This is a genomic window from Yersinia enterocolitica, assembly GCA_002082245.2.
In the GTDB taxonomy this organism is placed as follows: Bacteria; Pseudomonadota; Gammaproteobacteria; order Enterobacterales; family Enterobacteriaceae; genus Yersinia; species Yersinia enterocolitica_E.
On the sequence record NBTC02000002.1, the window covers coordinates 3,712,699 to 3,737,770 of the forward strand.

The window sequence follows — 25,072 nt, forward strand, 5'->3', positions numbered from 1 at the left end:
TATTTTATGGACTGGCAGGCTGCCTTATCGGTGGACTTATTGGTTGGCTAATTGCCAGCTTGTACCAGCAACGGAATAAAGCGCAACAGGATATAGAACGGCGATTACTAGAGCAGTCCTTACAGCAGGCGCAGCAGAATATTGTCGAGCTACAAACTGCTTTACAGCGCAATGAGCAGCAATTACGGCAAGATGAATTGGAACAACGTAGTTTGCACAGCCAATTGGCAGCAAATGCTGAAAAACTGCAACAGTTAGCTCATTGGCGTAATGAATGTGATCAACTCAATCAAGAACTCCGTGCTCAAAGAGAAGTGAATAGCGCCCAAGAGGCGGAACTGCGCGAAGTCACTATCCGTTTGGAAGAAACACGTCTGACTGGCGAGGAAAAACAGCGACTTCTCATTAACAGTGAACAGCGGCTGACCACACAATTCGAAAATCTGGCGAACCGCATCTTTGAACAAACTGGCCGTCGTGCGGACGAACAAAATAAACAAAGTCTGGACCGCTTATTACTGCCTTTACGGGAACAGTTGGATGGTTTCCGCCGTCAGGTTCAGGATAGCTTTGGACAGGAAGCCAGAGAGCGCCACACGCTGACCCATGAAATACGCAGTCTGCAACAATTGAATGCTCAAATGGCGCGAGAAGCACTAAACCTGACTAAAGCACTGAAAGGTGATAATAAAACGCAGGGGAACTGGGGGGAAGTCGTTCTGGCTAAAGTGCTTGAAGCTTCTGGGCTGCGTGAAGGTTATGAGTATCAAACTCAGGTAAGTGTAAAGCTTGATAGCAACAGTCGTATGCAGCCAGATGTCATTGTGCGCTTACCACAGGGTAAAGATGTGGTGATTGACGCTAAAATGTCGTTGGTTGCATATGAGCGCTATTTTAATAGCGAAGATGACGCAGAGCGGGAAGTAGCACTCAATGAGCATTTATCATCGTTGCGCGCCCATATTAGAATGTTAGGCCGTAAGGATTACCAACAACTTCCGGGGTTGCGGTCGCTTGATTATGTATTGATGTTTATTCCGGTGGAACCTGCATTTCTGGTGGCCATTGATCGCCAGCCAGAGTTGATAAGTGAGGCACTACAGCACAATATTATGTTGGTTAGCCCGACAACATTGCTGGTGGCTTTGCGGACGATTACTAATTTATGGCGTTACGAGCATCAAAGCCAGAATGCACAGCGTATTGCCGATAGGGCAGCCAAACTCTATGACAAGTTACGCTTATTTGTTGATGATATGGAGTCGTTGGGGCAAAGCCTCGATAAAGCGCACCTAAGTTATCGTCAGGCAATGAACAAACTGTCGCAAGGCCGTGGTAACCTGATTGGGCAAGTAGAAAGTTTTCGCACTCTGGGGGTCGAGGTAAAACGGCCTATTAGCCCATTACTGGCAGAAAGAGCCAGCGCTGAGCATCAACCAGAAGGCGATTTAGCGCTATCTGATGATGCTGAGTCAGAGACATATCCAAAGCAATCAGGATTGCAGTAAGGCAACATGAGTGGCACCGCTGAGTTAGCTTATAATCAGTGACGCGGATGAGAGCTACTAATGCCGCTGTAGTTTTGTGTAAGAAGGATATAAATGATTCGGCACCGCTGAAGTATCAGGGTTAGTTGCATGGTCCTCTTCTGTATGATGTTGAGAATACTGCGAATAAGCAGTTACCTTAATACCAGGTGAGGTGGGGCTTTCATCGGAGTTCTGGTACACTTCCTCGAAAGATTGACTGAAAAGCAGGCACAGAAAATGGTAGATCAGGAGAAGGAAACCACTCATTTTGGTTTCCGCACCGTAGCCAAAGAACAGAAAGAAGGCATGGTGGCAGAAGTTTTTCATTCCGTAGCCGCCAAATACGATCTGATGAATGACCTGATGTCGTTCGGTGTTCACCGTATTTGGAAGCGTTTTACCATTGACTGTAGTGGTGTTCGGCGCGGTCAACGGGTATTAGATCTGGCGGGTGGCACCGGAGATTTAACGGCCAAGTTCTCTCGCCTTGTGGGTGAGCAGGGTGAAGTGGTTCTGGCTGATATCAATGAATCGATGTTGCGTATGGGTAGAGAAAAGCTACGTGACAAAGGTATTGTAGGTAATGTCAGTTATGTGCAGGCTAATGCTGAGGCTTTACCTTTCCCTGATAATTACTTTGATTGTATTACCATTTCATTTGGCCTGCGAAATGTAACCGAAAAAGAAAAAGCCTTACGCTCTATGTTTCGGGTATTAAAGCCCGGTGGTCGTTTGTTGGTTCTCGAATTCTCCAAACCACTTCTGGAACCTTTGAGCAAAGCCTACGATGCTTATTCCTTCCATATTTTGCCCAAGATTGGCGAACTTGTGGCCCAGGACTCTGAAAGTTACCGTTATTTAGCGGAGTCTATTCGGATGCACCCCGATCAAGAAACGCTGAAAGGCATGATGGTAGATGCCGGGTTTGAAAACGTAACCTATTCCAATTTAACCGGTGGCATTGTTGCGTTACATCGGGGCTTTAAGTTTTAACAGGAATATGGCTATGCCGCTAAAATCACTGATATCTAAATCCTTCTCACTGAAACCTATGTTGCTGTCGCAACTCATTACTGCTGCGATAGAAACATCATTAAACAGTGTGCTGTTTCGCGATAAAAGCATGAAGGCTGCACGTTTACGCTTGGTAGGGAAAGTCCTGCGGATCGAGTTACGTGAGATCAATTTTCCTTTGCTGTTGGTATTTAGTGAACGGCAGGTTGACGTGTTAAGTCAATGGGATGGTGATGCGGATTGCATAGTTAAAACGGAAGTTGCTGTGTTGGCAAAACTGCGGGATCGCCAGCAACTTTCACCTTTGATGCGTAGCGGTAAACTGATTGTTGAAGGCGATATACAAGTGGTTCAGCAAGTTGTCGCGCTTTTGGATCTTGCTGAGTGGGATCCGGCTGAGTGGCTGGCGCCCTATATCGGTGATATTGCCGCGGAAACCATCGGGCAGGTTGTGCATAAAAGTAGCTATTTTCTGAGTGGGCAATTGCAGCAGCAACAACACTATCTGGCTGAAGCAATAACCGAAGAATGGAAAGTGGCTCCAGCACCGCTGGAAGTGGTGTGGTTTAACGAAGAGGTTGATGCCACAGCCCGTGCAACTGAGGCATTGAATGCCAGATTGGCAACCATGGAGAAAAAATAATGACGCCAGGAGAACTTCGGCGCCTGTATCTAATTATTCGGGTTTTCTTGAGCTACGGGTTAGATGAGTTAATCCCGAATATCCGTTTGACGTTACCACTACGTATTGGCCGTCATCTGTTTTTCTGGTTGCCGAATCGACATAAAGATAAGCCATTGGGTGAGCGTTTACGCCTTGCCTTACAAGAATTAGGACCAGTCTGGATCAAATTTGGTCAGATGATGTCTACTCGCCGTGATCTCTTCCCACCGGAAATTGCCGATCAACTTGCCCTATTACAAGACCGGGTTGCTTCATTTGATGGCGCACTCGCACGAAAGTATATTGAAATAGCAATGGGTGGGCCATTAGAAACCTGGTTTGACGATTTTGATCAGCAAGCTTTGGCCTCCGCCTCAATTGCTCAGGTACATACGGCGCGTTTAAAAGAGAACGGTCAGGAAGTGGTCCTGAAAGTGATTCGCCCTGATATCTTGCCGATTATCAAAGCAGATGTGCGCTTGATGTACCGGCTGGCTGGCTGGGTACCTAAGTTGTTGCCTGATGGACGTAGATTACGGCCACGCGAAGTGGTGCGTGAATACGAAAAAACCCTGCTTGATGAGCTGAACCTGCTGCGTGAGGCAGCTAATGCTATCCAATTACGTCGTAATTTTGAAAACAGCCCAATGCTCTATATTCCCGAAGTCTATTCCGATTATTGCCGGGAAAGTGTATTGGTGATGGAGCGTATTTACGGCATTCCGGTATCTGATATTACGGCTTTAGAAAGCCAAGGTACCAATATGAAGTTGCTGGCCGAACGTGGGGTTCAAGTCTTCTTCACCCAAGTTTTTCGTGACAGTTTTTTCCATGCAGATATGCATCCGGGGAATATTTTTGTCAGCTATGAGCATCCTCATGATCCACTTTACATCGGTATTGACTGCGGTATTGTAGGCTCACTGAACAAAGCAGATAAGCGCTATCTGGCTGAAAACTTTATTGCTTTCTTTAATAGGGATTATCGGCGGGTTGCGGAACTGCACGTTGATTCAGGCTGGGTTCCCCGTGATACCAATGTTGAGGATTTTGAGTTCGCTATTCGCACTGTTTGTGAACCCATTTTTGAAAAACCACTGGCCGAAATATCGTTTGGACATGTGTTGTTGAATCTCTTTAACACTGCGCGCCGCTTTAATATGGAAGTGCAGCCACAGTTGGTTCTGCTACAAAAAACCTTATTGTATGTCGAAGGCTTGGGTCGTCAGTTGTATCCTCAGCTTGATCTCTGGACAACAGCGAAACCGTTCCTGGAAAGCTGGCTACGGGATCAAGTCGGTCTGCCTGCTGTTATCCGGGCATTGAAAGAAAAGGCACCTTTTTGGGCAGAAAAATTTCCTGAGTTGCCGGAATTGGTTTACGACAGCTTGCAGCAACATAAATTATTACAGCAAAGTGTTGATAAACTAACCACCCAGATGCAAGGTCAGCAACAACGTCAGGGTCAGTCACGGTATTTGTTCGGTGTTGGCGCTACACTATTAGTCAGTGGTACCATTTTATTTTTGGCGGATGCGGTAGAAATCTCTACGGGATGTATTATCGCAGGCGCATTGGCTTGGTTTATCGGTTGGCGACGAACCAGTTAATTTGTTTATTGCTAAGAGTGCCGGTTAATGGGCGAGAGCATAGCTTGGGCGTTATGTATGAGTGTTATGTAAAAGTTGTTCAAGAAGTCATTCATCAGTTAAAAACGCTATGCGCGAGTTCAAAATGCGGTAAGTTAGATTAGTATCCAAAGAGGCAGTATGACGTATAATGCGGCCCTCTGTGGAATAACCCCTGTAATATAGAGGTGAATGTGATGGGCGGTATAAGTATTTGGCAGTTGTTAATCATTGCCGTGATTGTCGTTCTGCTGTTTGGCACGAACAAACTGCGGACTTTGGGGTCAGACCTGGGTGCATCCATCAAAGGCTTTAAAAAGGCAATTGGTGATGATCCACAGACTCCTCCAACTAACACTGATAAAACCAGCAATGATGCTGATTTTGCAAAATCGATTACTGAAAAACAGCAGCCGGTAGTTAAAGCTGAAGAGTCTAAGAGTCACGACAAAGAGCAGGGATAAGCTGTGTTCGACATCGGGTTTAGTGAACTGCTGCTGGTACTTGTGATCGGCCTAGTCGTGCTTGGGCCGGAAAGATTACCGGTTGCTGTAAGAACGGTTGCCGGTTGGATTCGTACACTACGTTCACTGGCGGCAACCGTACAAAACGAGTTGGCACAAGAACTTAAGATTCAAGAGTTGCAAGACAGCCTGAAAAAAGCAGAACAGGCTGGCTTGCAGAATCTGACACCGGAGTTGAAAGCTTCGATGGATGAACTTAAGGAAGCCGCAGAAGCGCTGAAACGTTCTTATCACTCAGACGTTAGCTCCCAGGCACCGCATACTATCCATAATCCACTGGTGACTGAGCCGGAAGCGATTCATGATGGTGTTACGCCTGCGGAGTCCGCAACTCAAGTTTCGGCATCACCGCAAATTCCTGATGTCGATAATGCGGGCGCGTTGGTGACAATTAAACCAACTGTTGAAACTGTGCCTGCTGGCGTTGAGAAACCCGTAGTTCAGGTTGAGGAATCTGTTAAGCCTATTCCTACTGTAGCCGGGGATCTTGTGACTGTTACGAATCCATCCGTAACCAAGGTCCAAACTACCGCAACTGACTCCCATAGCACTGATTCATTCAGTACTGAACAATCTCGAACTCACCAACCTGGCGGCGATCGGTAAACATGGCTGTTGATGATACCCAACCCTTAATCACTCATTTGATAGAACTGCGTAAGCGGCTATTGAATTGCATAATCACTATTTTGGTGGTTTTTCTGGTATTGGTATTTTTTGCCAATGATATTTATCACTTGGTATCAGCACCGTTAATCAAACAGTTGCCCGCCGGTGCCAGTATGATCGCAACAGATGTTGCATCGCCTTTCTTTACCCCGATTAAATTGACCATGATGGTCTCGGTATTTGTTTCCGCACCGATGATCCTTTATCAGGTGTGGGCTTTCATTGCCCCAGCGTTATATAAGCATGAACGCCGTCTGATGGTGCCGCTGCTTATCTCCAGCAGCCTATTGTTTTATCTGGGTATGGCATTTGCTTACTTTGTGGTTTTCCCGTTAGCTTTTGGTTTTTTTGCCAAAACAGCACCGGAAAGCGTGCTGATTGCCACGGATATCACTAAATACCTTGATTTTGTTATGGCGCTCTTTATGGCTTTTGGTATTTCTTTTGAAGTCCCAATTGCGATAATTCTACTGTGCTGGGCAGGGGTTACAACGCCCGAGGCATTGAAGAAAAAACGCCCTTATGTATTTGTCGGCGCTTTTGTTGTCGGCATGCTTCTCACCCCGCCAGATGTGCTGTCTCAGACATTATTGGCGATCCCGATGTATCTGCTATTTGAGGTTGGGGTGTTCTTTGCTCGTTTTTATACGGGTAAGCAACGCCGGGTAGATATTGACGAAGAGGATGAAGAAGCGGATAGCCATCCGAAAGTGCCTTAAATCTGTGGGTATATGCCTGGATATTTTAGCCGCCCTTTGAGGCGGCTTCTGTTTTGGAACGTTCATGTTTGATATTGGTGTGAATTTAACCAGCGCGCAATTTGCCAAAGATTACGATCAAGTGGTCAACAGAGCCAAAAATGCTGCAGTTACCGGTATGCTTATTACTGGTACTGATGCTGAAGAAAGCCAGGCAGCACTGGAGCTTACCCTTGCCTATCCCGGCTACTGCTGGTCAACTGCGGGTGTTCATCCCCATCAGGCGAGTTGTTGGCAAATAGATGTTGAACAGCAAATCAGATTATTAGCAGCGAATGCGGCAGTAGTCGCTATTGGTGAATGCGGACTGGATTTTAACCGCAATTTTTCTACTCCAGTAGCACAAGAAGTCGCATTTACAGCACAGCTGGCGCTGGCTGCCGAACTCGAACTGCCGGTATTTTTACATTGCCGCGATGCCCACGAACGTTTCATTGCCTTGCTTGCGCCTTGGCTAGATAAGCTCCCCGCTGCGGTTGTGCATTGTTTTACTGGCACGGCTGATGAGTTGGACTCTTGTCTGGCATTAGGCTTATCTATTGGTATTACCGGTTGGGTGTGCGATGAGCGTCGTGGTCTTGAGCTGCGGGCGTTACTGCCACGTATTCCTGTTCAGCAATTGTTGCTAGAAACAGATGCCCCCTATTTATTGCCAAGGGATTTACATCCTAAGCCGGCATCCCGCCGCAATGAACCCTGCTTTCTACCCCATATCGTACAGCAGGTTGCTGTCTGGCGACAAGAAGACCCTAAATGGCTGGGGCAGAAAACTGATGAAAACGCCCGCCGGATTTTCCGGTTGGTTTGAGTTAGGAGAACAAGATGAGCTATGCATTTCCGGGCACCTTCCCTGGTCGCCGTATGCGCCGTGTGCGCCGTCATGATTTCAGTCGTCGTCTGGTCGCAGAGAATCAGCTGACAGTCAATGATCTGATCTATCCGGTGTTTGTTATGGAGGGGACCAACCAGCAGCAAGCCGTCCCGTCAATGCCGGGTGTTTCACGTATGACGATCGATCTGCTAGTGAAAGAAGCTGAGGCCATAGCTAAGCTAGGTGTGCCGGTCATATCGCTGTTTCCAGTTATTGAATCTAGCTTGAAATCATTACATGCCGAAGAAGCCTATAATCCGAATGGCTTAGTACAAAGAACCGTGCGTGCGTTAAAGGACGCAGTACCAGAGTTAGGTATCCTTACTGATGTTGCTCTCGATCCTTATACAACCCACGGGCAAGATGGGGTAATTGATACCGATGGTTATGTCATTAATGACATAACTAAAGAGATTTTAGTCCGTCAGGCGTTATCACACGCCGAGGCTGGTGCCGAGATTGTCGCGCCAAGCGACATGATGGATGGACGCATCGGTGCAGTGCGCGATCAACTAGAGCTACAAGGGTTGGTGAATACGCAAATTATGGCCTATTCAGCGAAATATGCGTCTTGCTACTATGGCCCATTCCGTGATGCCATTGGCTCTAGCAGTAATCTGAAAGGTGGGAATAAGAAAACCTATCAGATGGACCCGGCCAACAGTGATGAGGCTTTACAAGAGATTGCTCAGGACTTGCAGGAAGGTGCTGATATGGTAATGGTTAAGCCGGGGATGCCATATTTGGATGTGGTACGTAGGGTGAAAGATACCTTTGGTGTGCCGACCTTCGCCTATCAGGTGTCAGGCGAATATGCTATGCATATGGCTGCCTTCCAGAATGGCTGGCTGCAAGAGAAACCAACCGTTATGGAGTCTCTGTTGTGCTTTAAGCGTGCCGGTGCTGATGGGGTATTAACTTATTTCGCCAAGCAAGTCGCACAATGGTTACATGACGATCATATGCAACGTTAAGCCATGGGGATGGTTGTTGATAAGGTAGGTACCGAGCGTGCCTACCTTGGCAGATATATTATTGCTTTTCGAATTGACGATTATCCAAACTTTGCATCACTTGGCTATTAAGCATGTTCAGTAACAACATTGAGCGCGCTTCACCGTCTGGTTCAGTATAAATCGCCTGTAACCCAGCAAAAACACCCTCAGTGATCGTCACGATATCGCCTGGAACCGGCACCTCTGGAGCAATGATTTTATCCGTTGTATGAGATTGCATCTCGGCAATAACAATTGCTGGGATCACCGCGGGTTGTGCGCCAAAACGGACGAAGTGGCTTACACCACGTGTTGCGCTGATTGTTGTGGTGTGAATATGTTCAGGATCGAACTCCACAAACAGATAGTTAGGGAATAAGGGCTCAGTCGCCTCAATGCGTTTCCCTCGCACTATCTTTTCGATAGTCACTATCGGTGTCCAGCAATCCACAGTTTGCCGCTCTAAATGTTCTTTGGCGCGCAAAAGCTGACCACGTTTACAATATAATAAATGCCAGTGTTTCATAATTTCACATGCCTTTAAGTACTACTTGGCAGCATAACAAAAGTAGAAGGATATATATAGAGAGGAAGAATACATCAGTCAGGATATATAGTTTGTTATACAAAGATTTAGTCTATTTTATATCGACAAAATCATATTTGTACTGATGATAATTAGCGATAAATTGCAGCATGATATTTTTTTGAGTGAGCCTGTATTCATTTTTAACAAAAAGACAGCAACTGCTATAAAGACAGCCTATAATGGCGCATCACATAGCCGCCGAAATGATCAGCATGAAATACCGTGACTTACGTGACTTCCTCTCGTTGCTGGAACAGAGGGGTGAACTTAAACGTATTAGCCAGCCCATTGATCCCTATCTGGAAATGACAGAAATTGCCGACCGTACCTTACGCGCCGGTGGGCCTGCATTACTGTTTGAAAACCCTAAGGGTTACACAATGCCCGTATTGTGTAACTTGTTTGGTACGGCCAAACGGGTTGCCATGGGCATGGGGCAAGAAGATGTCAGCGCACTGCGAGATGTTGGCAAGTTGTTGGCTTTCCTGAAAGAGCCGGATCCGCCGAAAGGTTTCCGTGATTTATTCGATAAACTGCCGAAATTTAAGCAAGTGTTGAATATGCCAACGAAATGCTTGAGTTCGGCTCCTTGTCAGGAGCAAGTTTGGCAGGGCGATGATGTCGATCTTAGCCGCATTCCAGTTATGCATTGCTGGCCTGAGGATGCAGCTCCGTTAGTATCGTGGGGGCTGACTATTACGCGTGGCCCGCATAAAGAACGGCAAAACCTGGGTATCTACCGCCAACAAGTGTTGGGTAAAAACAGATTAATTATGCGCTGGTTATCCCATCGTGGCGGCGCTTTGGACTATCAAGAGTGGTGTGAAGCACACCCCGGTGAACGTTTCCCCGTCGCCGTCGCCTTGGGCGCAGATCCTGCGACTATTCTGGCTGCGGTAACCCCGGTTCCCGATACGCTGTCTGAATATGCTTTTGCTGGTTTGTTGCGCGGGCATAAAACAGAGGTCGTAAAGTGCCTTTCCAACTCACTTGAAGTTCCTGCGAGTGCAGAAATTGTATTGGAAGGATATATTGAGCAGGGTGATATGGCGCCAGAAGGCCCTTATGGTGATCATACGGGTTATTATAATGAGATAGATAGCTTCCCTGTTTTTACGGTCACACATATTACTCAGCGCAAAGATGCAATTTACCATTCCACTTATACGGGTCGTCCACCGGATGAACCTGCGGTGATGGGGGTTGCGCTGAATGAAGTGTTTGTTCCTATTTTACAAAAGCAATTCCCGGAAATTGTTGATTTCTATCTTCCGCCCGAGGGGTGCTCATACCGGCTGGCTGTTGTAACCATCAAGAAACAATATGCAGGGCATGCTAAACGCGTAATGATGGGGGTTTGGTCGTTTTTACGTCAGTTTATGTATACAAAATTTGTTATTGTTTGTGATGATGATATTAATGCTCGTGATTGGAATGATGTCATTTGGGCAATTACGACCCGAATGGACCCATCCCGCGATACGGTGTTGATTGAAAATACACCAATAGATTATTTGGATTTCGCTTCACCGGTTTCCGGTTTAGGATCGAAAATGGGGCTGGATGCCACCAATAAGTGGCCTGCTGAGACTTCGCGTGAATGGGGGCGTCCAATTAAAATGGATGAAGACGTTCGCGCCCGTATTGATGCTATTTGGGATGAGCTCGCCATTTTCAGTGACAAAGAGACGAAACGCTAACCGGCGTCGATTTTGTCCTTGGTTTTGCATTTGATGACCCGACAGAGGGAAGGCATGACAACTTTAAGCTGTAAAGTAACCTCCGTAGAGGCCATTACCGATACGGTGTACCGGGTGCAATTGGTGCCTGCATCTGCGTTTTCTTTCCGTGCTGGGCAGTATTTGATGGTAGTAATGGACGAGCGTGATAAGCGCCCATTCTCTATGGCATCCACGCCGTTGCAGCAAGACTTTATCGAGCTGCATATCGGGGCGTCGGAACTGAATCTGTACGCCATGGCAGTGATGGACCGTATTCTGAAAGAGAAAACGCTGGATGTGGATATTCCTCACGGAGAAGCATGGTTCCGTGAGGGTAGTGAACGTCCATTGGTCCTGATTGCTGGCGGCACTGGTTTTTCCTATGTGCGTTCAATTTTATTGGCGGCATTAGCCGAGCAACCTGACCGTGAAGTATCTATCTATTGGGGTGGGCGCGAAGCCGTGCATTTATATGATCTAAACGAGCTGGAAGCGCTGTCAATTAAGTATCCACAGTTGAAAGTTATCCCAGTGGTAGAGCAGCCGGAAGATGGGTGGCGTGGCCGCACAGGAACGGTATTGAGTGCTGTATTACAAGACTATGGCTCTCTTGCTGAGCAAGATATCTATATCGCTGGCCGTTTTGAAATGGCTAAAATTGCTCGTGAGCGTTTTTGTGCTGAGCGCGGCGCTCAGGAAGCGCATATCTATGGTGATGCTTTCGCCTTTATCTAATATACCAGTCATATTTGAAGCTGCATCGGTGTTAGCTGCCTTAGTGCAACTTCAATTATTTTGGGTATATTAAAATTTTATCCATATTGTTGTTTGTATCGCGGATAAAAAAAGCCCGCCCCTGACAGGCGGGAAAACGGCAACTAAACACCAGGTACAGCGGTTATAAGGGCCTGTATTCAGGCCCTTAATATTTTTCAGATTAATTCGTTTGGAGGTTATACGCGTTCAAAAATGGTCGCAATGCCTTGGCCTAAACCGATACACATGGTTGCCAAACCGAACTGCACGTCACGGCGTTCCATCAGATTAAGTAAGGTGGTAGAGATACGAGCACCTGAACAACCCAGTGGATGGCCTAATGCAATAGCGCCCCCATTCAGGTTCACTTTGTCATCCATGCTTTCCAGCAGACCCAACCCTTTCAGGCAAGCCAGCGACTGAGCTGCAAACGCTTCGTTTAATTCAAATAAACCAATATCTTCCAAGGTTAGCCCGGCACGTTTTAATGCCAATTGGCTAGCGGGCACGGGGCCATAACCCATGGTTGACGGATCGCAACCCACCACGGCCATTGAGCGAATACGGGCTCGCGGTTTTAAACCTAATGATTTAGCTCGGGATTCACTCATGATAAGCATGGCAGAAGCGCCGTCGGATAATGCAGATGATGTTCCGGCAGTCACCGTGCCATTGACCGGATCAAAGGCTGGGCGCAATGCTGCCAAACCTGCGAGATTAGTTTCCGGGCGAATAACTTCATCGAAATCAAAACGTTTCAGGATACCATCAGCATCATGCCCATTGGTGGCGACAATCTCACTGGCAAAATGCCCCGTCTGAGTCGCGGCATAAGCGCGTTGGTGAGAGCGAACAGCAAATTCATCTTGAGATTGGCGGCTGATATTGTAGATTTTTGCCAGCATTTCAGCAGTTAATCCCATCATTCCGGCGGCTTTAGCCACAGTTCGGCCCATACCAGGATGGAAGTCCACACCGTGATTCATTGGCACATGACCCATATGCTCTACGCCACCAATCAAACTGATTTGTGCATCACCCACCATGATGGCTCTGGCACCATCATGTAAAGCTTGCATTGATGAACCACACAGGCGATTAACAGTAACGGCTGGTACGCTATGGGGGATTTCTGCCAGTAAAGAAGCATTGCGAGCGATGTTAAAACCCTGCTCCAATGTCTGCTGCACACAACCCCAATAGATATCGTCAATTTCGGCCGCGTTTAGCCCAGGATTACGGCTCAGAACCTCACGCATTAAGTGAGCGGAGAGATCTTCAGCCCGAACCTGACGGAATGCGCCCCCTTTGGAGCGGCCCATAGGTGTACGGACGGCATCAATAATGACTACATTTTCCATATTTTCAGACCTCATGCCGGTTGACTGGTAGAAACATCAAGCAGCGCTGCTGCCACAGGATAATAGCTTTCGTTGTGTTCAGCTTTGGCTCTCAGCCCTGCGGGGACTTGATACAGCGCGCCAAGGTGAGCATAGCGCTGGGCCATTTCGACATAGTTTGTACTGCCGATAGTATCGAGATAACGGAACACGCCCCCGTGGAAAGGAGGGAAGCCAAGACCATATACCAACGCCATATCACCTTCGGCTGGGCTGGCAATAATGCCTTCTTCCAGGCATCGCACCACTTCATTGATCATCGGTATCATGGTGCGGGCAATAATATCGTCGTCACTGAATTTCTGAATCGGTTGGCTAACTGTTGCCAGCAAGTTATCCACAATTTCGTCATTTTCTTTACGCGGCTTACCTTTTGCATCTTGGGTATAGCGGTAGAAGCCTTGGCCATTTTTTTGGCCAAATCGTTGGTTATCGAACATCACGTCAACCGCATCGCGATAATCTTTGTTCATCCGATCAGGGAAGCCAACGGCCATCACGGCTTGTGCATGGTGTGCGGTATCAATACCCACGACATCTAGCAGATAGGCTGGTCCCATCGGCCAGCCAAACTGTTTTTCCATCACTTTATCAATTTGGCGGAAGTCAGCACCGTCTCTAACCAACATGCCAAAGCCAGCCAGATAAGGGAATAACACGCGGTTAACGAAGAAGCCTGGGCAATCATTAACCACTATTGGTGTTTTACCCATTTGTGTGGCGTATGCCACCACCGCAGCGATGGTTTTATCTGAGGTTTTGCTGCCACGAATGATTTCAACCAACGGCATGCGGTGCACGGGGTTGAAGAAGTGCATACCGCAGAAATTCTCAGGGCGTTTAAGTGATTTTGCGAGTTGGTCGATAGGGATTGTAGAGGTATTAGAAGCAAGTACCGTATCTTCGCCGATCAGTGCTTCAGCCTCTGCCAGCACCGCAGCTTTGATTTTGGGATTTTCCACTACCGCTTCCACAATGACCTGAGCACGCTCAATGCCGGTGTAATCCAGAGTGGGTTGGATAGTCGCTAAAATGTTTGCCATTTTCAGGCCATCCACTTTGCCGCGTTCCAACTGTTTATTCAGTAATTTGGCCGCTTCGTTCATCCCCAGAATCAGGGATTTGTCATTAATATCTTTCATAATGACTGGCACACCTTTCAGTGCTGACTGATAGGCAATCCCACCCCCCATAATCCCGGCGCCCAAAACTGCTGCTTGTTTCGGTGCACTAACACCTTTCGACAGTTTTTTCGCCTGCCCTTTCACAAATTGGTCGTTGAGGAATATCCCAACTAACGCGCGTGCTTCATTGGAACCTGCCAACGGGACAAAACTGTTGGTTTCCAGTTTCAATGCTTCAGCTCGGCCAAGTTTAGCGGCAGCTTCGATGGTTTTTACTGCAACCAGTGGTGCTGGGTAGTGCTTCCCGGCGACTTGCATCACCATGCCTTTAGCAATGGTAAAGCACATGGCCGCTTCAGTTGAATTGAGTTTCAGTGGGTCAAGTTTCGGCTGACGCGCGGCTTTCCAGTTCAGCTTGCCGTCAATCGCCTGTTTCAGCATGATTAGGGCGGCATCGGCCAGTTTTTCGGGGATGACAACGGCATCAACCAAACCAATTTTTAATGCTTCAGCGGCATTCACATCTTTGCCTGCGGCAATAATTTCTAATGCACTGTCCGCACCTAACAAACGTGGTAACCGCACAGAACCGCCAAAGCCTGGCATGATGCCCAACTTGGTTTCCGGCAGACCGATCCGTGTTTCTGGCGAGGCAACACGGAAATCTGTGGCCAGAATACATTCACAGCCACCACCTAATGCATATCCATTGATCGCAGAAATGGTCGGAACCGGTAAATCTTCCAGACGGTTGAAAATATCATTAGCAAAAACCAACCACTGGTGCAGCTTTTCTGGTGGGGCATTAAACAGGGATAAAAATTCGGTGATATCGGCACCGACGATAAAGGCCGCTTTGGCGGAGCGCAACAGCAACCCTTTGAGTTCGCTTTGTTTCTCTAACACCGTTAGGGCTTCACCCAGATTGGCTACAGTTTTAGTATCCAGCTTATTTACTGAACCCGGTGCATCAAACACCAACTCGGCAATGCCGTTTTCCAACCAGTGAAGCTGTAGTGTTTCGCTTTGGTAGAGCATATCTATCTCCTGAATAAGCGCATGTGATCTGGTATGACCAGATATTCAGGAAGTGTGGATATTTTGTTAACGAATTGCAAATAAGAGATTGATTTTTTGCAGTGAAGATCACAGTCATTCAGATGGGGTAATTGATTTCTATCATATTTATTCGCAGTGGATTGGAGGGGGAAATATTCAGTTTTGGGGGGCGGGTAATGCATTTGATAGGCAGATAAGCGGTCGCTAAAACATGATTCTGGCGACTATGATAAGATGAAAAAAATTAAGTTCTAATAGCAAAGGGTACTGTGATGGAAACGCTGGCTTCTTTATATAACGAACATTTATCCACTCTACAACAGCGCACCCGCGATGTGCTGGAACGCCATCAGTTAGACGCTTTACTGATTCATTCCGGTGAGTTACAACGTATTTTTCTCGATGACCGTGACTATCCTTTTAAAGCCAATGCGCAGTTCAAAGCTTGGGTGCCGGTCACTCAAGTACCAAACTGTTGGTTATGGGTCGATGGGGTTAATACACCAAAATTATGGTTTTATTCCCCAGTTGATTATTGGCACAGTGTTGAGCCATTACCAGATAGCTTCTGGACCAAGGCTATCGATATCCAGCCATTAGCCAATGCAGATGATATTGCCCAGCAATTACCGGTGCAACGGGAGCGTGTGGCCTATATCGGTTATGCCCAACAACGTGCGCAGGCGCTGGGGTTTAGTGCTGAAAACATTAACCCGCAACCAGTATTGGATTACCTGCATTTCTATCGTTCTTATAAAACGGATTATGAACTGGCTTGTATGCGTGAAGCACAGAAGACGGCAGTTGTCGGCCATCGTGCAGCACATGAAGCATTCCAGTCCGGTATGAGTGAGTTCGATATCAATCTGGCCTATCTGATGGCTACCGGTCATCGTGATACTGATGTCCCTTACGATAATATTGTTGCGCTGAATGAACACTCGGCGGTACTTCATTACACCACGTTCGAACATCAGCCTCCGGCAGAAATGCGTAGTTTCTTGATGGATGCCGGTGCGGAATATAACGGTTATGCCGCAGATCTGACTCGCACTTACGCCGCAAACAGTGATAGCGATTTTGCCGCGTTGGTTAATGACCTTAATACCGAGCAGCTTGAACTGATCAAAACCATTAAAAGTGGTGAGCGCTATACCGATTACCATATCCAGATGCACCAGCGCATTGCGAAGTTATTGCGTACGCATCATCTGGTTACCGGTATCAGTGAAGAGGCCATGGTCGAACAAGGCATTACCTGCCCATTCCTGCCGCACGGGTTAGGCCATCCTCTTGGGCTACAAGTGCATGATACTGCTGGTTTTATGCAAGATGATAAAGGCACCCATCTTGGCGCACCATCCAAATATCCTTACTTGCGTTGTACGCGTATTTTACAACCGCGTATGGTACTGACTATTGAGCCGGGTCTGTACTTCATCGAATCTCTGCTGGCACCTTGGCGTAACGGTGAGTTCAGCAAGTATTTCAATTGGGAACGTATTGATGCGCTGAAGCCTTATGGCGGTATTCGTATAGAAGATAATATCGTTATTCACGATAACCGGGTTGAGAACATGACACGTGACCTGAAACTGGCCTGATGCAGCCTTATCTAATCCCTGCAAGTCCGGTGACTATCAGCGAAGAGATCAAAAAAAGTCGTTTTATCACCTTGCTGGCCCATACCAGTGGGGTGAGTGAAGCGAAAGATTTTGTTCAGCAGGTTAAGCAGCAGCATCCCACCGCCCGGCATCATTGCTGGGCTTTTGTTGCCGGCAAGCCGACGGATTCGCAGCAATTAGGTTTTTCTGATGATGGTGAGCCCTCAGGTACTGCGGGTAAACCTATCTTGGCTCAACTGATGGGGAGTGGCATTGGTGAGATAACCGCAGTAGTTGTGCGCTATTATGGTGGCATCAAACTCGGTACCGGTGGGTTAGTAAGGGCTTATGGTAGCGGTGTTCAACAAGCGTTAAAACAGATCGAAGTAAAATATAAAGTCCCACAGGTAGAATATACTTTGCAGTGTGACTATGGGCAGCTTGCCATAGTAGAAACCTTGTTACAGCAGGTTGAAGGCCAGATTATACGGAGTGAGTACGCACAATTCGTAACGCTTCATCTCTCTTTGCCAGCAACTCAAGCCAGTCAGGTTGGGGACAAATTGCGTGATCTCAGTCGTGGTACGTTGCAATTGACGCCCATTTCGCAATAATCCCCATCCAAGTGAATTGCTAAGGAACGTGCCGGAATGCATTTTCGTGCCATAACCCGTATTGTTGGTCTGCTGGTCATCTTATTCTCTGGAACAATGTTTATTCCCGGACTGGTGGCATTGATCTATCGTGATGGTGCCGGCCGTGCCTTCAGCGAAACCTTTTTTGTTGCTCTGGCAATTGGCCTCTTTCTTTGGTTGCCGAACCGAAAACAGAAGCATGAGTTAAAGCCTCGTGAGGGCTTTCTCATCGTGGTTCTGTTCTGGACGGTGCTGGGCAGTGTAGGGGCATTACCTTTCTTATTCTCAGAGCGGCCTAATCTTTCATTAACGGATGCATTCTTTGAATCATTCTCCGGGCTGACTACTACTGGCGCGACCACATTAGTAGGGTTAGATTCACTGCCGAAAGCCATTCTATTTTATCGCCAAATGCTGCAATGGCTCGGCGGTATGGGGATAATCGTGTTAGCGGTGGCTATCCTGCCTATCTTGGGGGTCGGGGGAATGCAGCTCTATCGGGCGGAAATGCCTGGCCCATTGAAAGATAATAAAATGCGGCCCCGCATTGCGGAGACAGCTAAAACCCTGTGGCTTATCTATGTCTTACTGACCATTGCTTGCGCGCTGTCTTTATGGGGGGCAGGGATGTCGGTATTTGATGCAATCTCCCACAGCTTCTCGACAATTGCGATTGGCGGCTTCTCGACCCATGACGCCAGTATCGGTTACTTCAACAGCCCAACTATTAACACCATTATCGCTATCTTCTTGCTGATTTCTGGTTGTAACTTTGGTTTGCACTTCGCGGTATTGAGTGGGCGCAGTTTAAAAGTTTATTGGCGTGACCCTGAATTCCGTATGTTTATCTTTGTCCAATTGACACTGGTCGCCGTGTGTACCTTGGTGCTTTGGTATCATAATGTCTATAAATCCGGTCTGGAGACGATAAATCAGGCATTTTTCCAAGTAGTATCAATGGCTACTACTGCGGGTTTCACCACTGACAGTATTTCAAAATGGCCGTTGTTCCTGCCGATACTCTTATTATGTTCTGCGTTTATTGGTGGTTGTGCGGGCTCAACCGGTGGCGGCCTGAAAGTTATCCGTATTCTGTTGCTCTACCTGCAAGGTTCGCGTGAGTTAAAGCGACTGGTCCACCCGAATGCGGTTTATACCATCAAATTGGGGCGGCGGGCGCTGCCGGAACGAATCCTGGAGGCGGTCTGGGGATTCTTCTCCGCGTATGCTCTGGTATTTATTATTAGCATGCTGGCTATTATCGCGACCGGTGTTGATGAGTTCTCTGCTTTCGCAGCGGTGACTGCGACGCTGAATAACCTTGGCCCTGGTCTGGGGGTGGTAGCTGATAACTTCACGTCGATGAACCCGGCCGCTAAGTGGATATTGGTGATCACCATGCTATTTGGTCGGTTAGAAGTTTTCACCCTGCTGGTTCTATTCACTCCAACATTCTGGCGTGAGTAATTCTGCATAAGGAACATTGCAATGAAAGTTCTGATTCTTTACTCCAGCCGAGATGGCCAAACACAGACTATTGCTTCTTATATAGCTAAACAGTTATCAGCGGCAGCTACCTGTGAAATACAGGACTTATCGCAGGTAGGGCAAATCGATCTGAATCAATACCAGCAAGTCATGATTGGTGCGTCGGTGCGTTATGGGCACTTCAGCCCAGTATTGAGTAAATTCGTCAACAAACACGTTGAACAACTTAATCAGATGCCGAGTGCGTTCTTTGCAGTGAATCTGACAGCACGCAAGCCGGAAAAGCGATCCCCGCAAACCAATGCCTATGTGCGTAAGTTCTTACTCAGTACCCCGTGGCAGCCAACGCTATGTACGGTATTTGCGGGCGCTTTGCGTTATCCCCGTTATCGCTGGATAGACCGGGTGATGATTCAACTTATTATGCGTATGACGGGCGGCGAAACGGATACCAGTAAAGAAGTTGAATATACGGATTGGCAACAGGTAAGCAGTTTTTCTCAGGATTTCTTGGCGCTACAGTACAAAAAATAGCAATAATGCCGTTTATCACGGCAAATCGTTGAAATAAAACGCGGTTGAAAAGTTTTTTCAAATTAGGGGTTGCAGGCTGTCAGGAACTCCCTATAATGCGCCTCCACTGACCGGGAACAACGAAACAGACTTCGCCGGGTCAGGAAGCGAAAAGAATGATTTTGACTTCGAAAGAAACCAAAGAAACTCTTGACTCTTCAGCGGGAAAGCGTATTATCTGCCTCCCGCGTTACCGTAAGATTCGCCGAAAGGCAAACGGGTAACGAACGCTCTTTAACAATTTATCAGACAATCTGTGTGGGCACTCGCAAGACGATATCGAAGCCTGTTTCGGCAGGCAGAAGAAATATCAAAGTCTTGAAGAGTGACCAAAGCAGTACACATTTGAACTTCGGTTCGAATGCTTATTTGCAGAAAGTAATCTTTGAGCATCGCTGTTTTTATTAGCAGCAAATCAAACAAATCTTAAATTGAAGAGTTTGATCATGGCTCAGATTGAACGCTGGCGGCAGGCCTAACACATGCAAGTCGAGCGGCAGCGGGAAGTAGTTTACTACTTTGCCGGCGAGCGGCGGACGGGTGAGTAATGTCTGGGAAACTGCCTGATGGAGGGGGATAACTACTGGAAACGGTAGCTAATACCGCATGACCTCGCAAGAGCAAAGTGGGGGACCTTAGGGCCTCACGCCATCGGATGTGCCCAGATGGGATTAGCTAGTAGGTGGGGTAATGGCTCACCTAGGCGACGATCCCTAGCTGGTCTGAGAGGATGACCAGCCACACTGGAACTGAGACACGGTCCAGACTCCTACGGGAGGCAGCAGTGGGGAATATTGCACAATGGGCGCAAGCCTGATGCAGCCATGCCGCGTGTGTGAAGAAGGCCTTCGGGTTGTAAAGCACTTTCAGCGAGGAGGAAGGCAGTCGTGTTAATAGCACGATTGATTGACGTTACTCGCAGAAGAAGCACCGGCTAACTCCGTGCCAGCAGCCGCGGTAATACGGAGGGTGCAAGCGTTAATCGGAATTACTGGGCGTAAAGCGCACGCAGGCGGTTTGTTAAGTCAGATGTGAAATCCCCGCGCTTAACGTGGGAACTGCATTTGAAACTGGCAAGCTAGAGTCTTGTAGAGGGGGGTAGAATTCCAGGTGTAGCGGTGAAATGCGTAGAGATCTGGAGGAATACCGGTGGCGAAGGCGGCCCCCTGGACAAAGACTGACGCTCAGGTGCGAAAGCGTGGGGAGCAAACAGGATTAGATACCCTGGTAGTCCACGCTGTAAACGATGTCGACTTGGAGGTTGTGCCCTTGAGGCGTGGCTTCCGGAGCTAACGCGTTAAGTCGACCGCCTGGGGAGTACGGCCGCAAGGTTAAAACTCAAATGAATTGACGGGGGCCCGCACAAGCGGTGGAGCATGTGGTTTAATTCGATGCAACGCGAAGAACCTTACCTACTCTTGACATCCACAGAACTTAGCAGAGATGCTTCGGTGCCTTCGGGAACTGTGAGACAGGTGCTGCATGGCTGTCGTCAGCTCGTGTTGTGAAATGTTGGGTTAAGTCCCGCAACGAGCGCAACCCTTATCCTTTGTTGCCAGCACGTAATGGTGGGAACTCAAGGGAGACTGCCGGTGACAAACCGGAGGAAGGTGGGGATGACGTCAAGTCATCATGGCCCTTACGAGTAGGGCTACACACGTGCTACAATGGCAGATACAAAGTGAAGCGAACTCGCGAGAGCAAGCGGACCACATAAAGTCTGTCGTAGTCCGGATTGGAGTCTGCAACTCGACTCCATGAAGTCGGAATCGCTAGTAATCGTAGATCAGAATGCTACGGTGAATACGTTCCCGGGCCTTGTACACACCGCCCGTCACACCATGGGAGTGGGTTGCAAAAGAAGTAGGTAGCTTAACCTTCGGGAGGGCGCTTACCACTTTGTGATTCATGACTGGGGTGAAGTCGTAACAAGGTAACCGTAGGGGAACCTGCGGTTGGATCACCTCCTTACCTAACGATACGCATTGCGCAGTGTCCACACAGATTGTCTGATGAATGTAAATGAGCAAGAGCACCTGTTGATGTCGTGAGTTTCGACTCATGCTGATGCGAAACGGTTAGATCTCGGTTTAATCGGAACTTCGTGTCCCCATCGTCTAGAGGCCTAGGACACTGCCCTTTCACGGCTGTAACAGGGGTTCGAATCCCCTTGGGGACGCCACTCCGATAATGTGTGAAAGACATTATCAACTGAATATCTTAAAGATGACTTTAACGAGTCGTGTTTAAGATATTGCTCTTTAACAATCTGGAACAAGCTGAAAATTGAAACATTACAGCTGAAATTTATCTCTCCGTAGATGTACTGAGATAAAGAGTAACCTGTAATAGAGTCTCTCAAATAATCGCAATGCCAATGGGTAATCATTGTTGCAGTGTGAGCGAGAAGACACTCAGCAAGGCGTACAGCGCACAGCAACCGGAGTGAACTTAACGTTCATGAGGATTGCGCGCACTGCACAACATAGCAGAGTGTGTTCACAGCCACACCAATAACGAAAAACACCTTTGGGTTGTGAGGTTAAGCGACTAAGCGTACACGGTGGATGCCTAGGCAGTCAGAGGCGATGAAGGGCGTGCTAATCTGCGAAAAGCGTCGGTAAGCTGATATGAAGCGTTATAACCGACGATACCCGAATGGGGAAACCCAGTGCAATTCGTTGCACTATTGCATGGTGAATACATAGCCATGCAAGGCGAACCGGGGGAACTGAAACATCTAAGTACCCCGAGGAAAAGAAATCAACCGAGATTCCCCCAGTAGCGGCGAGCGAACGGGGAAGAGCCCAGAGTCTGAATCAGTTTGTGTGTTAGTGGAAGCGTCTGGAAAGTCGCACGGTACAGGGTGATAGTCCCGTACACCAAAACACACTTGCTGTGAACTCGATGAGTAGGGCGGGACACGTGACATCCTGTCTGAATATGGGGGGACCATCCTCCAAGGCTAAATACTCCTGACTGACCGATAGTGAACCAGTACCGTGAGGGAAAGGCGAAAAGAACCCCGGCGAGGGGAGTGAAATAGAACCTGAAACCGTGTACGTACAAGCAGTGGGAGCCTACTTTGTTGGGTGACTGCGTACCTTTTGTATAATGGGTCAGCGACTTATATTTTGTAGCAAGGTTAACCGAATAGGGGAGCCGTAGGGAAACCGAGTCTTAACTGGGCGTCTAGTTGCAAGGTATAGACCCGAAACCCGGTGATCTAGCCATGGGCAGGTTGAAGGTTGGGTAACACTAACTGGAGGACCGAACCGACTAATGTTGAAAAATTAGCGGATGACTTGTGGCTGGGGGTGAAAGGCCAATCAAACCGGGAGATAGCTGGTTCTCCCCGAAAGCTATTTAGGTAGCGCCTCGTGAACTCATCTTCGGGGGTAGAGCACTGTTTCGGCTAGGGGGTCATCCCGACTTACCAAACCGATGCAAACTCCGAATACCGAAGAATGTTATCACGGGAGACACACGGCGGGTGCTAACGTCCGTCGTGAAGAGGGAAACAACCCAGACCGCCAGCTAAGGTCCCAAAGTCATGGTTAAGTGGGAAACGATGTGGGAAGGCATAGACAGCCAGGATGTTGGCTTAGAAGCAGCCATCATTTAAAGAAAGCGTAATAGCTCACTGGTCGAGTCGGCCTGCGCGGAAGATGTAACGGGGCTAAACCATGCACCGAAGCTGCGGCAGCGACACTTAGGTGTTGTTGGGTAGGGGAGCGTTCTGTAAGCCGTTGAAGGTGACCTGTGAGGGTTGCTGGAGGTATCAGAAGTGCGAATGCTGACATAAGTAACGATAATGCGGGTGAAAAACCCGCACGCCGGAAGACCAAGGGTTCCTGTCCAACGTTAATCGGGGCAGGGTGAGTCGACCCCTAAGGCGAGGCTGAAAAGCGTAGTCGATGGGAAACAGGTTAATATTCCTGTACTTGGTGTTACTGCGAAGGGGGGACGGAGAAGGCTAGGCTAGCCGGGCGACGGTTGTCCCGGTTTAAGCATGTAGGCGGAGCGACTTGGTAAATCCGGTTGCTTATCAACGCTGAGGTGTGATGACGAGCCACTACGGTGGTGAAGTAGTTGATGCCAAGCTTCCAGGAAAAGCCTCTAAGCATCAGGTAACATTAAATCGTACCCCAAACCGACACAGGTGGTCAGGTAGAGAATACTCAGGCGCTTGAGAGAACTCGGGTGAAGGAACTAGGCAAAATGGTGCCGTAACTTCGGGAGAAGGCACGCTGGCATTAGGTAATGGGACTTGCTCCCGGCGCCGAAGCCAGTCGCAGATACCAGCTGGCTGCAACTGTTTAATAAAAACACAGCACTGTGCAAACACGAAAGTGGACGTATACGGTGTGACGCCTGCCCGGTGCTGGAAGGTTAATTGATGGGGTCAGCCGCAAGGCGAAGCTCTTGATCGAAGCCCCAGTAAACGGCGGCCGTAACTATAACGGTCCTAAGGTAGCGAAATTCCTTGTCGGGTAAGTTCCGACCTGCACGAATGGCGTAATGATGGCCAGGCTGTCTCCACCCGAGACTCAGTGAAATTGAACTCGCTGTGAAGATGCAGTGTACCCGCGGCAAGACGGAAAGACCCCGTGAACCTTTACTATAGCTTGACACTGAACATTGAGCCTTGATGTGTAGGATAGGTGGGAGGCATCGAAGTGTGGACGCCAGTCTGCATGGAGCCAACCTTGAAATACCACCCTTTAATGTTTGATGTTCTAACTCGGCCCCGTGATCCGGGGTGAGGACAGTGTCTGGTGGGTAGTTTGACTGGGGCGGTCTCCTCCCAAAGAGTAACGGAGGAGCACGAAGGTTAGCTAATCACGGTCGGACATCGTGAGGTTAGTGCAAAGGCATAAGCTAGCTTGACTGCGAGAGTGACGGCTCGAGCAGGTACGAAAGTAGGTCTTAGTGATCCGGTGGTTCTGAATGGAAGGGCCATCGCTCAACGGATAAAAGGTACTCCGGGGATAACAGGCTGATACCGCCCAAGAGTTCATATCGACGGCGGTGTTTGGCACCTCGATGTCGGCTCATCACATCCTGGGGCTGAAGTAGGTCCCAAGGGTATGGCTGTTCGCCATTTAAAGTGGTACGCGAGCTGGGTTTAGAACGTCGTGAGACAGTTCGGTCCCTATCTGCCGTGGGCGTTGGAAGATTGAGAGGGGCTGCTCCTAGTACGAGAGGACCGGAGTGGACGAATCACTGGTGTTCGGGTTGTCATGCCAATGGCATTGCCCGGTAGCTAAATTCGGAAGAGATAACCGCTGAAAGCATCTAAGCGGGAAACTTGCCTCGAGATGAGTCTTCCCTGGGGCTTTAAGCCCCCTGAAGGAACGTTAAAGACTATGACGTTGATAGGCTGGGTGTGTAAGTGCAGCGATGCATTGAGCTAACCAGTACTAATGATCCGTGAGGCTTAACCTTACAACACCAAAGGTGTTTTAGAT

The 25,072-nt window shown here is 48.2% G+C and carries 18 protein-coding genes, 1 tRNA gene, 2 rRNA genes and 1 pseudogene; 18 read left to right on the forward strand and 4 right to left on the reverse strand.

What is annotated here, in order from left to right:
- Positions 1 to 59: 59 nt before the first annotated feature.
- The 9 genes from A6J66_018485 to A6J66_018525 all read left to right on the forward strand — a co-directional run bounded on the left by A6J66_018485 (position 60) and on the right by A6J66_018525 (position 8,631).
- Positions 60 to 1,508 (forward strand): DNA recombination protein RmuC, encoded by a 1,449-nt coding sequence (locus A6J66_018485; GenBank protein ID PNM27074.1) that lies wholly within the window; start codon positions 60 to 62, stop codon positions 1,506 to 1,508.
- Positions 1,509 to 1,766: 258 nt separating this feature from the next.
- Positions 1,767 to 2,522: a bifunctional demethylmenaquinone methyltransferase/2-methoxy-6-polyprenyl-1,4-benzoquinol methylase UbiE gene (locus tag A6J66_018490; GenBank protein PNM25980.1), complete on the forward strand. Its 756-nt coding sequence runs from the start codon at positions 1,767 to 1,769 to the stop codon at positions 2,520 to 2,522.
- 13 nt (positions 2,523 to 2,535) lie between these two features.
- The gene (locus tag A6J66_018495) at positions 2,536 to 3,186 is read left to right on the forward strand and encodes an SCP2 domain-containing protein (GenBank protein ID PNM25981.1); all 651 of its coding nucleotides are present in this window, start codon (positions 2,536 to 2,538) and stop codon (positions 3,184 to 3,186) included.
- The gene (gene ubiB, locus A6J66_018500; protein PNM25982.1) at positions 3,186 to 4,817 is read left to right on the forward strand and encodes a ubiquinone biosynthesis regulatory protein kinase UbiB; all 1,632 of its coding nucleotides are present in this window, start codon (positions 3,186 to 3,188) and stop codon (positions 4,815 to 4,817) included. Before A6J66_018495 ends, ubiB begins: the two co-directional genes overlap by 1 nt.
- A gap of 215 nt (positions 4,818 to 5,032) precedes the next feature.
- Complete coding sequence (locus A6J66_018505; GenBank protein ID PNM25983.1) at positions 5,033 to 5,299, forward strand: twin-arginine translocase TatA/TatE family subunit; 267 nt, start codon at positions 5,033 to 5,035, stop codon at positions 5,297 to 5,299.
- A 3-nt stretch (positions 5,300 to 5,302) separates the two neighbouring features.
- Complete coding sequence (locus A6J66_018510) at positions 5,303 to 5,965, forward strand: Sec-independent protein translocase protein TatB (GenBank protein PNM25984.1); 663 nt, start codon at positions 5,303 to 5,305, stop codon at positions 5,963 to 5,965.
- Positions 5,966 to 5,967: 2 nt separating this feature from the next.
- Positions 5,968 to 6,747, forward strand: a complete 780-nt coding sequence (tatC, locus tag A6J66_018515; GenBank protein ID PNM25985.1) for a twin-arginine translocase subunit TatC — start codon at positions 5,968 to 5,970, stop codon at positions 6,745 to 6,747.
- Between the two features lie 64 nt (positions 6,748 to 6,811).
- Positions 6,812 to 7,594, forward strand: coding sequence for a 3'-5' ssDNA/RNA exonuclease TatD (locus tag A6J66_018520; protein ID PNM25986.1), 783 nt, complete (start codon positions 6,812 to 6,814; stop codon positions 7,592 to 7,594).
- A 14-nt stretch (positions 7,595 to 7,608) separates the two neighbouring features.
- Positions 7,609 to 8,631 carry a porphobilinogen synthase gene (locus A6J66_018525; protein PNM25987.1) on the forward strand — a complete coding sequence of 341 codons (1,023 nt, stop codon included), beginning with the start codon at positions 7,609 to 7,611 and terminating at the stop codon, positions 8,629 to 8,631.
- 58 nt (positions 8,632 to 8,689) lie between these two features.
- Here the strand turns inward: A6J66_018525 and A6J66_018530 are convergent, their stop codons facing one another.
- A complete protein-coding gene (locus A6J66_018530) occupies positions 8,690 to 9,178 on the reverse strand; it encodes a transcription/translation regulatory transformer protein RfaH (GenBank protein ID PNM25988.1) in 489 nt (162 codons plus the stop codon).
- A gap of 266 nt (positions 9,179 to 9,444) precedes the next feature.
- On the opposite strand from A6J66_018530, the gene A6J66_018535 reads away from it, so the two are divergent.
- Positions 9,445 to 10,941, forward strand: a complete 1,497-nt coding sequence (locus tag A6J66_018535) for a 4-hydroxy-3-polyprenylbenzoate decarboxylase (GenBank protein ID PNM27075.1) — start codon at positions 9,445 to 9,447, stop codon at positions 10,939 to 10,941.
- A 54-nt stretch (positions 10,942 to 10,995) separates the two neighbouring features.
- Positions 10,996 to 11,697: an NAD(P)H-flavin reductase gene (locus A6J66_018540; protein ID PNM25989.1), complete on the forward strand. Its 702-nt coding sequence runs from the start codon at positions 10,996 to 10,998 to the stop codon at positions 11,695 to 11,697.
- 218 nt (positions 11,698 to 11,915) lie between these two features.
- On the opposite strand, the gene A6J66_018545 is transcribed toward A6J66_018540, so the two are convergent.
- The gene (locus A6J66_018545) at positions 11,916 to 13,079 is read right to left on the reverse strand and encodes an acetyl-CoA C-acyltransferase FadA (GenBank protein PNM25990.1); all 1,164 of its coding nucleotides are present in this window, start codon (positions 13,077 to 13,079) and stop codon (positions 11,916 to 11,918) included.
- Positions 13,080 to 13,090: 11 nt separating this feature from the next.
- Positions 13,091 to 15,280, reverse strand: coding sequence for a fatty acid oxidation complex subunit alpha FadB (locus A6J66_018550; GenBank protein PNM25991.1), 2,190 nt, complete (start codon positions 15,278 to 15,280; stop codon positions 13,091 to 13,093).
- A 293-nt stretch (positions 15,281 to 15,573) separates the two neighbouring features.
- Between A6J66_018550 and A6J66_018555 the strand changes: the two genes are divergently transcribed.
- From A6J66_018555 to A6J66_018570, 4 genes are read left to right on the forward strand one after another with little or no spacing between them, the layout of a single operon-like run.
- Positions 15,574 to 16,905 carry a Xaa-Pro dipeptidase gene (locus A6J66_018555; GenBank protein ID PNM25992.1) on the forward strand — a complete coding sequence of 444 codons (1,332 nt, stop codon included), beginning with the start codon at positions 15,574 to 15,576 and terminating at the stop codon, positions 16,903 to 16,905.
- Complete coding sequence (locus tag A6J66_018560) at positions 16,905 to 17,519, forward strand: YigZ family protein (protein PNM25993.1); 615 nt, start codon at positions 16,905 to 16,907, stop codon at positions 17,517 to 17,519. The genes A6J66_018555 and A6J66_018560 overlap by 1 nt, the downstream gene beginning before the upstream one ends.
- 36 nt (positions 17,520 to 17,555) lie before the next feature.
- Positions 17,556 to 19,007 carry a Trk system potassium transporter TrkH gene (locus A6J66_018565; protein PNM25994.1) on the forward strand — a complete coding sequence of 484 codons (1,452 nt, stop codon included), beginning with the start codon at positions 17,556 to 17,558 and terminating at the stop codon, positions 19,005 to 19,007.
- A gap of 21 nt (positions 19,008 to 19,028) precedes the next feature.
- A complete protein-coding gene (locus tag A6J66_018570) occupies positions 19,029 to 19,562 on the forward strand; it encodes a menaquinone-dependent protoporphyrinogen IX dehydrogenase (protein PNM25995.1) in 534 nt (177 codons plus the stop codon).
- A gap of 284 nt (positions 19,563 to 19,846) precedes the next feature.
- Here the strand turns inward: A6J66_018570 and A6J66_018575 are convergent.
- A pseudogene (locus tag A6J66_018575) lies at positions 19,847 to 20,024 on the reverse strand (hypothetical protein).
- Between the two features lie 5 nt (positions 20,025 to 20,029).
- Between A6J66_018575 and A6J66_018580 the strand changes: the two are divergent.
- The 3 genes from A6J66_018580 (at position 20,030) to A6J66_018590 (ending at position 25,070) form a co-directional block, all read left to right on the forward strand.
- Positions 20,030 to 21,575 (forward strand): 16S ribosomal RNA (locus A6J66_018580).
- Between the two features lie 132 nt (positions 21,576 to 21,707).
- Positions 21,708 to 21,783 (forward strand) — tRNA-Glu (locus A6J66_018585).
- Between the two features lie 349 nt (positions 21,784 to 22,132).
- A 23S ribosomal RNA gene (locus tag A6J66_018590) occupies positions 22,133 to 25,070 on the forward strand.
- Together the 16S and 23S rRNA genes with 1 tRNA gene alongside form the textbook arrangement of a ribosomal RNA operon.
- The last annotated feature ends 2 nt before the right edge of the window (positions 25,071 to 25,072 follow it).